Source organism: Halalkalibacter hemicellulosilyticusJCM 9152 (genome assembly GCF_000513115.1).
Taxonomy (GTDB): Bacteria; Bacillota; Bacilli; order Bacillales; family Bacillaceae_D; genus Halalkalibacter; species Halalkalibacter hemicellulosilyticus.
This window is the reverse complement of sequence record NZ_BAUU01000004.1, coordinates 18,883-31,928: the sequence shown is the minus strand read 5'-3', so window position 1 is coordinate 31,928 and position 13,046 is coordinate 18,883. Positions and strand designations below refer to the sequence as shown.

General features: G+C 38.4%; 14 protein-coding genes. 3 read left to right on the top strand and 11 right to left on the bottom strand.

Annotated elements, in window-relative coordinates; genetic code table 11:
- Positions 1-239 precede the first annotated feature (239 nt).
- From JCM9152_RS03125 to JCM9152_RS03110, 5 genes are all read right to left on the bottom strand, one after another.
- On the bottom strand, positions 240-1,091 hold the full coding sequence (locus JCM9152_RS03125; RefSeq protein WP_035340810.1) for an SDR family oxidoreductase: 852 nt from the start codon (positions 1,089-1,091) through the stop codon (positions 240-242).
- Positions 1,092-1,667: 576 nt separating this feature from the next.
- On the bottom strand, positions 1,668-2,171 hold the full coding sequence (locus JCM9152_RS03120; protein ID WP_035340809.1) for a PadR family transcriptional regulator: 504 nt from the start codon (positions 2,169-2,171) through the stop codon (positions 1,668-1,670).
- Positions 2,172-2,175: 4 nt separating this feature from the next.
- Positions 2,176-3,579, bottom strand: a complete 1,404-nt coding sequence (locus tag JCM9152_RS23900; protein ID WP_369384513.1) for an ABC transporter permease — start codon at positions 3,577-3,579, stop codon at positions 2,176-2,178.
- Positions 3,486-4,631: an ABC transporter permease gene (locus tag JCM9152_RS23895; RefSeq protein WP_369384512.1), complete on the bottom strand. Its 1,146-nt coding sequence runs from the start codon at positions 4,629-4,631 to the stop codon at positions 3,486-3,488. Before JCM9152_RS23895 ends, JCM9152_RS23900 begins: the two co-directional genes overlap by 94 nt.
- Complete coding sequence (locus JCM9152_RS03110; RefSeq protein ID WP_035340806.1) at positions 4,600-5,319, bottom strand: ABC transporter ATP-binding protein; 720 nt, start codon at positions 5,317-5,319, stop codon at positions 4,600-4,602. Before JCM9152_RS03110 ends, JCM9152_RS23895 begins: the two co-directional genes overlap by 32 nt.
- Before the next feature lie 312 nt (positions 5,320-5,631).
- Here JCM9152_RS03110 and JCM9152_RS03105 point away from each other — a divergent pair, with 312 nt between their 5' ends.
- On the top strand, positions 5,632-6,210 hold the full coding sequence (locus JCM9152_RS03105) for a TetR/AcrR family transcriptional regulator (protein ID WP_035340804.1): 579 nt from the start codon (positions 5,632-5,634) through the stop codon (positions 6,208-6,210).
- 11 nt (positions 6,211-6,221) lie between these two features.
- Positions 6,222-7,001, top strand: coding sequence for an alpha/beta fold hydrolase (locus JCM9152_RS03100; protein ID WP_035340802.1), 780 nt, complete (start codon positions 6,222-6,224; stop codon positions 6,999-7,001).
- Between the two features lie 167 nt (positions 7,002-7,168).
- Here the strand turns inward: JCM9152_RS03100 and JCM9152_RS03095 are convergent, their stop codons facing one another.
- The 4 genes from JCM9152_RS03095 to JCM9152_RS03080 form a co-directional block, all read right to left on the bottom strand.
- Positions 7,169-7,636, bottom strand: a complete 468-nt coding sequence (locus JCM9152_RS03095) for a hypothetical protein (protein ID WP_035340800.1) — start codon at positions 7,634-7,636, stop codon at positions 7,169-7,171.
- Between the two features lie 13 nt (positions 7,637-7,649).
- Positions 7,650-8,159: a hypothetical protein gene (locus JCM9152_RS03090; protein ID WP_035340798.1), complete on the bottom strand. Its 510-nt coding sequence runs from the start codon at positions 8,157-8,159 to the stop codon at positions 7,650-7,652.
- A 62-nt stretch (positions 8,160-8,221) separates the two neighbouring features.
- Entirely contained in the window at positions 8,222-10,174 is a 1,953-nt protein-coding gene (locus JCM9152_RS03085; RefSeq protein ID WP_035340796.1) for an ABC transporter permease, read from the bottom strand.
- On the bottom strand, positions 10,164-10,928 hold the full coding sequence (locus JCM9152_RS03080) for an ABC transporter ATP-binding protein (RefSeq protein ID WP_035340793.1): 765 nt from the start codon (positions 10,926-10,928) through the stop codon (positions 10,164-10,166). Before JCM9152_RS03080 ends, JCM9152_RS03085 begins: the two co-directional genes overlap by 11 nt.
- 224 nt (positions 10,929-11,152) lie before the next feature.
- On the opposite strand from JCM9152_RS03080, the gene JCM9152_RS03075 reads away from it, so the two are divergent.
- Complete coding sequence (locus JCM9152_RS03075) at positions 11,153-12,076, top strand: aldo/keto reductase (RefSeq protein WP_035340789.1); 924 nt, start codon at positions 11,153-11,155, stop codon at positions 12,074-12,076.
- A gap of 51 nt (positions 12,077-12,127) precedes the next feature.
- On the opposite strand, the gene JCM9152_RS03070 is transcribed toward JCM9152_RS03075, so the two are convergent.
- A complete protein-coding gene (locus JCM9152_RS03070; protein WP_035340788.1) occupies positions 12,128-12,364 on the bottom strand; it encodes a hypothetical protein in 237 nt (78 codons plus the stop codon).
- Positions 12,365-12,396: 32 nt separating this feature from the next.
- Positions 12,397-13,017: a TetR/AcrR family transcriptional regulator gene (locus JCM9152_RS03065; RefSeq protein WP_035340786.1), complete on the bottom strand. Its 621-nt coding sequence runs from the start codon at positions 13,015-13,017 to the stop codon at positions 12,397-12,399.
- Positions 13,018-13,046 lie beyond the last annotated feature (29 nt).

Below are 13,046 nucleotides of genomic sequence, written 5' to 3'. Positions count from 1 at the left end.
CTCATTTCTCTATATAAATATTGCTGAGAATAATATAAACATTCCTTCTTGTATTATTCTCCCCACTTAATCAAAAGAAGCACTCGCTCCTGGTTTCAAAGAGAGATAAAAAAGAGCAATCCTTTATTAAAGAATTGCTCCAGTTCGTGAAAGAATGTCCTTAACTATCCATGTGCTATCTCGAAGGCACTGAAAAAAACGATTGTACTTTTTCTGTGATTTCGCTATCTCGTTAACCCTTATTGATTGGGATTAGGAATTGCTCTCTCTGCCGAACGGCTTACAGCTTCCCAATCTTTCCACACTTTAATTTTGTTATTAGCATGGTCAATAGCAGCATCAAAAACTAGACTACCTAAAATTAATCGTAAAGGGGGATTTTCGCTGTTAACTAATTTCATTATGGCTTGTGCAGCTTCCCTAGGATGACTATCCTTACTTTCAATATTTTGACTTGCTAATGCTTCTCTGACTGAATTATACTCATCGTTTAAAGTAGCGAACTGCATTTTGGAATACAAATTAGTCCAGTAGCCCCCTGGTTCAACAATTGAAACATGAATTCCAAAATGAGACGCTTCTTGAGCTAACGCTTCACTAAACCCTTCTAAGGCAAACTTGCTTGCACTATAGATACCTGTCATAGGACCAGAGACAATTCCACCTATGCTTGATATTTGAACGATGTGACCGGACTTTTGTGCTCTTAAATAAGGCATTACTGCTTGACTCACCCAAACAGCACCATAGAAGTTTGTTTCAATTTGCTGCTTGATTTCAGCCTCAGTGAACTCCTCAATCATTCCCAAGATCATATTCCCCGCATTGTTCACAACAATATCAAGGTTACCAAAGTAGTGGATCGCTTTATCGACAACTTTAAAGACCGAAGCTCTGTCAGTTATATCAAGCTTAAACGATTTAAAAGTGTCGGCATAATTTTGTTCAAACTCCACTAAATTATCAATATTTCTAGCAACTCCAATCACTTTATCTCCTACTTCAAGTGCATTCTTAGTAAATTCATGACCAAGCCCACTGCTTGCGCCAGTAATAAACCATACTTTAGATTTAGATTGGTTATTGTTCATAAATAAACACACTCCTCTAAAAATATCTTTACTCATTAGATACGATAGAACAGTGTCTCCAAGTCATTTATATAGAGATAAAAGATATGCCAAACATATAAAAAAAGAATATGGTAGTTAATCCACCATACTCCTTTTTTGTAACCGAAAAGATATATAAATGGATAGTCTTATCCCGCTTAACTCTGAAATACCCAGAGCCACTGAACTATTAATTTAGCTGTTCAATGTACGGAAAATAACTAACATTCATAAATCCCTCCTTAATTTTATATTTAAAATTATAACCGAAAACATGATAAGAGGCAAACACAATCGACATGTATGAGTGAGATTTATTCAGTATATGCCCCCTACAATTCACATAAAAGTCCACCGATTCTCTTCCGTGACACTGAAAAAGTACCAATCAACCTTTTTCAGTGCCCTTGATTCGACAAGCAATAGCTTTACACGATGCTCGATTGATACGAGAAACCCACTCCTATCAACCTTTTAAAACAGGCAACGGTTTCGCTCATTGCAACCAACCTTTTTCAGTGCCCTTGCTGCTCTCTCCAGCACGGCGGGATTGTATTACTGATGACGATTTTCCACTCTTGAGATCCAGCTCAAATCTGCCTCTAAATGTAACAGTGTTCCTGTAACTAATAGATACCTATCCTCATCACCGTTGACAAGAAGCTCCGTTTTCAATCTAGACAGTTCCATCGTTTCCTTAATGATGAGTGCTTTTTGCTGATCAAGCATCTTCTTTTCTTCCTTGAAATGGATCTTTCTAGCACAGTTCCATTTAAAGAAGAAATCCTCTTTGACCGAATGATAGGGGACGGGATCCAACAGCCATTTCTCAAGTGATTCGATCCCTTTCACCTCAATAGCATACCGTTTACGTTCCTGATCGTCTGTTCCGGCTGAAGTAACCATACCATCGCGCGCCAATCTGTCCAATGTTGTATAGATTTGTCCTGGATTGATTTTCCCTTTCAGCCCGATCAGTGAGTCAACCCCCACCTTTAAGTCGTAACCATGATTTATTCCATTATATAAGATCGTTAAAATTCCGTATTTTACCGACATGATCTTACCCTTCTTTAAGTGATGATTGCAGCTTAATGTTTGAGGCATGGCTCGCAGCTGACCAGGATGCAAGTTGACTGAAGACCAACCCGGTAATGACTGCAATGAGCACATAACTCACTGGAATCTGGAAGAAGAGAAACCCTTCCATTAATTCAGAACGGCTAGCAGTGAAAATAAGGAGAACTCCAGTAATAACTCCTCCAACAACACCCGCGATCCCGATAAGTAGCCCTTCTGCAAGGATCATCCGTTTCACTTGAGACACCGTAAAGCCAATTCCTCTCATTGTGCTTATTTCAGAAGTTCGTTCCACAGTGTTCATAAGGATCGTATTTGCAGTTCCAATACTGGCTAGGCCAACCATCATGATCATAAGAACATAAATGAGACTATACATTTCAGATATGGCTGAGGTAGTAGAGCGTATCTCGTCTTCTACTGTTTCCACACCGGAGAGGTGATGCCTGAAATCATCCCAAACCTTTGTAGGGAACGAATAACTCTCTTCTTCTAACGAGAGAAGCAAATCAAAACTTCCTTCCCATCCAAAAGCCTCGTTCATATGACCGTGCTCCATGAATGCAACGTACCCTGAATAATGAGAGGTTGTTACATTCCCTATAACTTCTAGCTCTTGTTTGCCATCTGGAGTATTCATTACGATACTCTCACCAATTTTCCCTCCCCACTCATCAAAAGCCCGATTACCAAGGAGCACAGACGGCTGTTCCAATAGCTTGTTATTTAGTGTTTGATCTGGATGATCATATAAAGGAACATTCCCCGAGCTGACTGACAAAACAGAAAACTGCCTGTACTCTCCATGAACTGTTTTCCACGTTATCGGTGTTGCTTCCACAAGCTCATGAACCTCCTTGACCTCCTCGTATGCTTCTAGCTCTGAGGTATTCTCTGGGCTCCATGGCGATTCTGAGGAAATTCTTACGTCACCACCATATGTACTTCGGATTTCTCTTTCGTACCCGTCAGGCGCTGAATCTACTGCTGCACCAAGCAGAAGAATCACAGCAATACCAACTGCCAGAATGGCCGATGTATTCGCATTCCGCCCGATTTGATTTTGGAGGTTTTGTACAGCTAAAGTACCTCCGTATCCAAATACATACGTTAGAACCGGCCTAAAAAGATGCGAAATCACGGTTAGTACAAATGGAAACAAAAGAATGACACCGGCCAAAATAGCGATATAAGAAATCGGATGATCCACAAACACAAAGACGAGAAGCACTAAACCAACTCCAAAACGCAGTGGGCTTTTATTAGAATAGATTCCCTTGCTATTTTCTCCTTTTAATGTGAGCAAAATCGACGTTTTCCCAGCATAATAAATCGGAACAAGAGAAAAGAGAATCGGAAAGACGAAGCCTGCTGTAGCTGAGACCATTGCGGGATTATCCAATTCAATGAGTATACCATATCAAAGGCAAACACGCCTAGAAGGGCCATCATAAAAAGGTCACCAATCCAAACGCCAAACGGGACTCCGATAACCACCGCAATGGTGGCTAAAAGCACCACTTCTATAAGAACTAGCTTGGAAACGGAAGACTGAAGGTATCCAAGACTTTTCATAATAGCAAATTCCTTTTGCCTTTCGATCACACTTGTGTAGATCATATTAAAAACGATAAACCCGCTAATAATAATCGCAAGAGCCGCAATCAAATAGAAGAATGTATACAACCCACTAATGTCGTTACTCTGACGATCATCGGCCACGACAGGCTGAACAAATGTTGAAGATCCTTGAAATTGTTCCTGAAGGTTGAGGAAAAGCTCCTCTCCATCCCCATCCGTCTGAAAGCGCATATAAGAGATTTCCCCATGCAAACCCGCCCATTCCTGCAAAACATCAAGGGGAACCATGACACGAAATCCACTTGACTGTGCTCCTTCCCAGTCAGATGGGCTAGCCAAAATTTGTACATATTCTACAATTGCTGAAACTTCAAGTTCTCCTAACCCTTCAAAATGTACAGAGTCTCCAATTCCCTTTCCGAGCAAACGGGCGACTGGTTCTGGCAAAATAACTCCCTCATCCTCCAAGCTCCCCTCTGCAACTGGAAGCTTTAATAGCGAACTTGAAAAATCACTCACTCCTGTGATACGTACTGAACGCTCATTTCTCGGTCGTTCTTCCTCAAGCTCAAAAAAGGCCTGCTTATCAAGGACATGAAGGGTTTCACTAACTTCTGAGTGAACAGCAACCTCCTCAGCCGTATTTTCTGAAAATGTATGATCATCGCTAAGAATCCAGTAATCCGCATCAGCTACATACATCTGCTCATAGTACGTAAACACATCTTCAGTTGTCTTATCAGCGACGAGCATGGCGGTCATAACCGAAACTCCCATCACCATTGCCGCAAGTGTAAAGAAAAACCTCTTTTTTCTCCGTGTACTATTACGCCATGAAATTCGCCAAATATTCAGCATAATCGTCATCCTTTCTTGAAATGATCCGCTCCACCTTACCGTCTTTAAACAGAACGATCCGATCAGCAAATCCAGCTGCAAAAATATCATGAGTAACCATAACAATTGTTTGATTGTCATTTCGATGAAAGGACACCATTAGTGCCAAAATTTCCTCTGCTTTCGCACGATCTAAATTCCCAGTCGGTTCATCCGCCAGCAAAACACCGGGATTGTTTACAAGAGCTCGTGCCATTGCAACTCGTTGCTGCTGTCCACCACTAAGGAGATTCACCCTCTTTTTTTCAAGCCCTGACAGTCCAACTGCCTTAATCAATCCATTGATTCTTTTCTGATCACTAGGTTTCAATGTCCCATCTGCATGGATTGGAAATGCGATATTTTCCTCCACATTCAGGTTTTGTAGGAGCTGATAATTTTGAAAAACAAACCCGACATTTCTTCTACGGAAAATCGTCCTTTCCTTTTCTTTCATCTTTTCAATACGTTCTTCACCAATTTCTATCGTTCCTTCATCTGGTATATCAAGCCCACCAAGAAGCTGAAGAAGGGTACTTTTCCCTGAACCACTTGGCCCCATAACAGCTACAAACTCCCCCTGCTTGATGTCAAGATCTACCCCTTTCAACACTTGGGATTGTTCATGTCCTTGAGAAAAACTCTTCGTCACGTTCTGTACACTAATCATCAAATCCCTCCACTCCCTCTACATACAAAGTATATATATAAATACACAAAAAAACGATGTATTTAAAGGAATTAAACACATCAATATATATACTTAGTATATTTTAAAATTATAGTTTGTAAATAGATAAATACGCCCCGGCCACTAGTAGTTGTATCTTAGAATCAAGTTTAATCAAAAACCTCTTACAAACCCTCACCAGTTCTACTCTATTCAATAGAGAAATATTATTGGTCGATAGACACCATTGTAAGAAACGTTTATAATTAGTAAATGAATGTTCACTTACTAATTATAAGGTGTGGTGTACTTATGGCAAGACCACGTGAGTTTTCAAACGAAACGATCTTTTATGCTGTTTATCTAGCTCTTTGTCAAAAAGGAATATCGAAATTAACAATAAATGACATTTCAAATGAAGCTAATATTTCCCCCGCGGGACTATTAAAAAGATTTGGATCTAAAAAAGGCATCCTCTTAGCTTATAGTGATTTTGTCGTCCAATTAACAAAGAAAAGCTTTGATGAAGCACTTAAGAAAGAAGAATCATCAATAAACGCTTTAAAAAAAATATATAAAAATGCAATGAAGTTAGCAGATGATCCAGTTTCTTTAGCCAATCACGCTTCCTTTTACTTAGAAAGTACATCTGATCCAGATTTACTACAAATATCTAAGAAAAGGCTAGATATTCTTGATAAAGGAACACAAACCCTTTTAAAGCAAGCTATTGCACAAGGGGAAATTAAGAAATGTGATGTAAACGTTATTAGCACAGTCTTACAATCTTCTGTTGGAGGAGCCATGTTACTTTGGATAAGAAACCCTGAAAGAACAATAGAAGCATTAATAGACGATTGCTTTAGTGTTATCCTTAGACCATATCATTAGGAGGGGCATAAATGCCTACAATAACTAGTAATAATGTTACTCTGTATTATGAAAATCAAGGGGAAGGAAAACCGATTATTTTTACACACGGAGCGTCTTGGAACCATAAGCAATGGCACCCACAAGTGAAGTACTTTTCAAATCATTATCAAACGGTCGTCTGGGATGTTAGAGGTCATGGACAATCTAGCTTACCTATAGGGAAAGTTAATTCTGAAGATTTTTCCAAAGACTTAATTACTCTATTAGACCATCTAAAAATTGAAAAGGCTATACTTTGCGGTTTATCTATGGGTGGACACATTTCACTTCAAACCGCCATTCGTTACCCAGAAAGAGTGGAAGCATTAATTTTAATTGGCACTCCTTTTACTAATTCTTATAATTGGTATGAGAAATTATTTGTACCAATTAACCGCTTTTCCACCCGTTTAATACCGATGAAGGTTGCTGGACGAATACAAGCAAAGATGCTATCAAAGTTTAACCCTCGTAATAAAGATTATATTGAGGAAGCCTTTAATATGATTGAAAAAAATAACTGGACTCGTGTGTGGGATGCTGTAACTAGAATGGAAAGCGGTTCGGATTTAGTTAAAGTAAAGTGTCCAACTTTACTTTTACAAGGTGATCATGACACTATGATTATGAGACAGCAGAAAGCAATGCTGGAGAAAATAAAACATTCGCAGCTAAAAATCATTAAAGACGCACACCACGCAACAAATTTAGATAATCCTAAAGAGGTGAACATAGAAATAGAAGAATTCCTATCTAATAACCAAATTTAAGATATATGTATTATGATAACGTGGAGAAGTCACCCTATTAATCTACAAAATTATTACGAGCAAACGCTTGATTCACTTCAAGCGTTTTTTCAGTCTTTTTATAAACGGTATGACTTTAATTTCAAAACAGAAAAGCCGATGAGCGACTAGAAATGGCTCCTATTCATTCAATCATCATTTACATTCCAAAGGGTAACCTCCCATAATTCACGATCTTCTAAAACTAAGTCATAAGGCTTTTTTAAGTCTAACCAATGGATGTTTCTCTTATTTGAAAGTGCTAAGTTTTCTTCGCCATTCAAAGAGGTGAAATATTGTATAACTCCACTTTTTTGGATGGCTTCTCCCATATAGTCGTATAGAATAGTTAAACATTTTTCCTCTTCCGCATTACCCTTTAATTGACTAGTTAAAGGAATGTGGTTAGCGTATGCTGCCACTTGATGTTTATATGAAAAATGTGAACTGTATGGGAATCTTCGTTTACTGTTGCTATCATAGTTATCCTCAAAAAATAAATGTGTAAAATCTACTTCATTTCCAAATACATTCGGTGCTTCAGAAGATATAGGGTTTAAACCGAATGAACCTTTAGGTAACCTCAACGGTGAAGCCAAATAAATATACTGGGTCATACATATCTCTCCTTCATATCTCTTTATATAAATGTTGTTCATTTCTTGAATGAGAAAATCCTGTTTCATCATGCGCATTAAAAATGGCTAAAAAACCTTTCTCAACAACAAAACCTAAACCAAGTAACCATGGGCTCTTCTCATTTGAGTCCACCCTCATTTCGATAACTTCCATTTTTTTAATTGGCTGCCCAATAATGTGATGAATCTTTTCAATAGCATTTTTTCGCCATTCAAGATTTAACTCGGAACTACCGTACCAATCCAACTTCTCCTCTAAAGCAATTTCATTCCATGTAACCGCCAGTTCACTATCCCTAAAAGAACAAAATTCTAACCGTTCCCCCTCTATACTAATGATCACAGGACAATCAGCCCAAAACAATCCATCCAAAGCATTATGCACTGTCCAAATCTCATCAATCTTTCGACCAATTAAAGAACCTAGCTTATCTTTATATTCTTCTATGAATTTATTCGTGTCCTCATAGAAGGTTGGAGTATAATTTTTAATACTTAACATCGTGCAAAACACCTCAATTCTACTTTTTACTAAAGGCTTCTTCACTACATTTTCAAGTCAATTTAAGACCTACTTATAAGATATAAGAACATTTTCTTTCGTGCATACAGATAAAACCCTATTTGGATGACAAGATAGATGCCAGAAACAACGAGAAAATAGAATAGAACATTGGGATTTTGAACAACTCCACCAATATCAGTTGACATAGCAATAATAAAAAGAAACGCAAGAAACGTCCCAATAATCGTAGGAGCAAAAAATATAGGTGTTAGTTCATTTGAGATCATGCGCTTTAATTCTATTGTCGTAACACCGATACGATTAAGTTTTTTGAACTTAACTCTTTCGTTGTCAATGTTAGAGAAGAGGTTTAAATATAATAAAACAAACGATCCAAAGAAAAATAGAACACTTAAAAAGGTCGTGACAAAAATCAAAGTTCCATTTGTCGTTTTATTTCGGTTATAGCCTTCAACTTTAGACACTATTCGAAATAGATCCTTTTCAGATATCCCCTCTACATCTTCATCAATAATGGGAGGTGTTTTTTCATTGAATGCTGTGAAACGTACCTGAAGTTCCCCAACAACCTCACCTGTCTCTTCCCAATTTGCTACATTGATTAAATGAATAGTTGATTCAAATCCATCTAATTTATTTTTTAGAAGGTTCATTTCAACATCATTGATAAGAATAAATTCATTAACTACGTTATTAAAATTCCTTTCAACAAGGGTTTTCCTGTGTGTATACTCTTCTTCTCCCGCTACGTTCGGGACGGTGAAATTAAGAGCGTAATCATTCTCATTATTCTCTGATTGTTGATTGATATAATAGATAAACTCCTTATGATCAATTTTGATTTGATCTGGAGTCCATATATTAAACTCGTCAGCAGACATAAGGTGATAAACATGAGTCCATCCACTATATGATTCTTGTTGAAAATATGAATAGACAGGTAACGTTACATGATTTTGAATCGGGTTTTCTGTTTGATTCAGAATAGAATACAATTCTTCTTCAGTTAGGTTATTCTTATTGTCTGTTTGTAAAAACGCTATATCATAAGGATTTTCCTTCATAACTTGTTTAGCTGTTTCAATGTAAGTGAACAATATAATGGTACTATACAAAATAGTGACCATTATCATCACAGTAACCAACATAAGCGTAGAGGTAAGCTGCTTAAATTTGTAATCTAAACTGCTTAAAGATAACATACGTTTGTAATAATAGTCTCTATTCTTTTTGATAAAATCTATAAAGTAACTAGTGAACTGATTAAGACTTACATACAAACCCATCCATGTCGTCATTGTCCAAATGACTAGATAATCACCTCCACTTGGCCCTGTATAAGTGAAATAAAGCCCAAAGACAGACAAAAAAATGATGACGATTCCAAGTTTACCAAGCAATGGACTTTTTATCTTTATGGCCTCAGAAACCCTATCACTTTTTAATGTGAGAACGATCTGTTGATTGAATATGAGAAAAAGAGTTCTTCCTACTGCCACAGCAAATACGACTAAAAAGATCATTGTTGTATACAGGAACATTTCAATGTTTAAATGATAGGAAGCCGAATTTATTCCGACACTACTCGTTAACAAATAAAAGAAAAGACGAGAAAATAGTGAACCCGCAACAATACCAGTAACTAACGATATACTGCCTATGATTCCATTCTCGATTATCAATAATTTACTAACGTCCCGATTCGTCATTCCTAAAGTCATGAACAACCCAAACTCACTATTTCTATGTTTAATAAAAATACGATGTGCATGACTAATAAAAAACAGCGTAAATACAATTAACGCTATCCCTGGAACAGCTAAAACATATTCTATTGATTCCGTCCCTTTCACATCGACGATGTTTTCATTAAAAAACAGCGTTGAAAATAAAAAGAACAACATGACCGCTAAACTATTACATAAGTAATAGAAAATGTACTTTTTATAATCAGCCATTACCATTTTCCAAACGATTTGGTTAAAAGACATCCGTTCTTCCTCCCAAAACAGCTTGGCAATCCATTATTTCGCCTAAGAACTCTTTTCTACTTCCTTTTTTAGTAATAGAGGAATGAATAGAGCCATCTTTTAAAAAAATAACCTTCTGACAGTAGCTAGCAGCAAAAACATCGTGGGTAACAAGAAGTACCGTAGTGGCTAGTTCATCGACTATATTTTTAAAGCAATTCATGATCACGTCCGATGATTTAGAATCCAAATTCCCAGTCGGTTCATCGGCTAATAGTATACTTGGTTTGTTAACTAGTGCCCGACTGACAGCAGTTCGTTGTTGCTGTCCCCCTGATAGGTTATAAGGATATTTATACAAGATTGATTCAATCCCAAACAGACTGGAAAGGAATTCTATTCTTGCATCCATTTCATTTGCCGTTTTTCGTTCCAATACCATTGGCAGAATGATATTTTCCTTTACAGTCAAACTATCTAGAAGATTAAAATCTTGAAACACGAAACCTAGTTGTTTACGCCGAAATAATGCTAATGTATCTCCTGTGATCTCACTTATTTTTTCACCAGCAATTGAAACCTCACCAGAAGTAGGCTTGTCAATTCCACTCAATACATTAAGCAAAGTAGATTTGCCACTTCCTGAGGGACCCATAATCGCTATGAACTCTCCTTTATGAATAGAAAGACTCACTTCATTTAAAGCCGTTGTAGAACTTTCATGATCTAGTTCACCATAAATCTTAACAATATTACTTGCATCTAAAATGACCAAGGCGATTCCCCTTTCAAATAGAATCTATATTCCTTTCATTTAATAATATCATGATATTACCAGAAAATGAGATTAGCTCTAAAGGCCACTGAAAAAGTGAAAATCGCACTTTTTCAGTGCCCCCCAAACTAGAAAAAAGGACATCCCCTATAAACATTGCTATAATTAAATTAGTTTTAGCTCAATAAGACAGACCAATTCTTTTTCAAAGGGAGACGTGAAGGATGAGAACGATTAAGCTTGGAACTAGTGAACTAGAAGTACCTGTTGTTGCAGTAGGTTGTATGCGGATTAATTCACTTGACCAAAAAGCAGCAGAACGCTTTATACAGACATCATTAGAAAATGGTGCGAACTTTTTTGATCACGCTGATCTTTATGGGGCGGGTGAATGTGAGGAAATATTCGCTGATGCGGTTCAGATGAATGATGATGTCCGAGAAAATTTAATTCTCCAATCTAAATGCGGTATTCGACCAGATGTCGGTACATTCGATTTTTCTAAGGAACATATTGTACAATCCGTTGAGAAAATCCTACAGCGTCTGAAAACTGATTATTTGGATGTATTTCTTCTTCATCGTCCAGACGCGTTAATGGAGCCTGAAGAGGTTGCAGAAGCCTTCGATATTCTCGAAAGCTCAGGAAAAGTCAGACATTTCGGAGTCTCCAATCAGAATCCGATGCAGATGGAGCTTTTAAGCAAATACTTAAAACAACCGATTGTTGCCAATCAGCTCCAATTAAGTATAACAAACACAACGATGATTTCCAGTGGGATCAATGTCAATATGGAGAATGAAGCTGCCGTAAATCGCGATGGCAGTGTGCTTGATTATTGTAGGTTGAAGGATATTACGATTCAGCCTTGGTCCCCATTCCAGTATGGCTTTTTTGAGGGCGTATTTCTTGGAAACGAAAAGTTCCCCGAATTGAATAAAAGAATAGATGAGGTTGCGGCAAAATATGAAGTGTCGAATACGACGATCGCGATTGCGTGGCTACTTCGCCACCCTGCGAACATGCAGCCTGTCATCGGAACGATGAATGAAAGCCGATTACTAGAATGTATAAAAGCAAGCGATGTCCACCTCACTCGTGAAGAATGGTATAGCATCTATCGTTCAGCAGGAAACATCCTACCTTAATTTTTGGAATTGCGGACGTGTCTGCCAATCTATCATGGCAGACACGTCCAATTAATGATTGTCTACTGTTGCGTTGTAGCGATCAAGCAATGCTCGCACTTCATCGGTTGACTCTGTGTTCATCAATTGATTTCTTAATGGACGCGCTTCAAATTCCTTTGAATATTGATCGTAGAGGTCAAGATAAAACCTTAAATGATCCAACAATTCCTTACTACAATGCTCTTTCGAATTCATTGGACCATGACACAGAGGATGATGCTGTGACTTTGGTATCATAACTGCCAAGTTTGCCCTTTATATCACTATATTCTTCTGCACTAAGGTTTTGGAGGACTTTCTACCGGAAGTGTGGAACTTCCGGTAGGCCAAGTAGAGAGCGCTTGCTCAGCAACGGCCTCTAGCATGTCGCGACTGAAGCCAGCCTTGGCTTGAACAGCCATACCATGAATCACCGCCATCACGAATGCAGCTAATGCAGCACAGTTAGCGGTCTCCGGTAGATCTCCCTCCTGCTTTGCCCGTTCAAAGCGATCACACAGCAATTCCTCACCTTCCGCACGCCCATCAATAAGAGCTTTTCGAATAGGTTCGGCATCGTCCGAGCCAGCCAAAGCGCCGTGGACACCTAAGCACCCCTTGCGATCCCGGTAACGAGTATGCAATTCAGCCGCGCTGTACAGAATGTGTGAGACCACTTCACGCGATGTCGTCAGCTCCAGCGCTGCTGGGAAATAATCCAGGTAACGCTCGTAATAGCGCGCCAGAACTTGGCGGAACAACGCTTCCTTGTTGCCAAACGCCGAATAGAGAGCAGGTCGTTCGACACCAATAGCCTGAGTTAGGTCGGTGTACGACACACCCTCATAGCCTTTACGCCAAAACACGCAAAGTGCGGCATCCAGTGCCTGGTCCACATCGAATTCGCGTTTACGTCCCATCAGTTAGATCACACCTTCTTTTTTTGTCA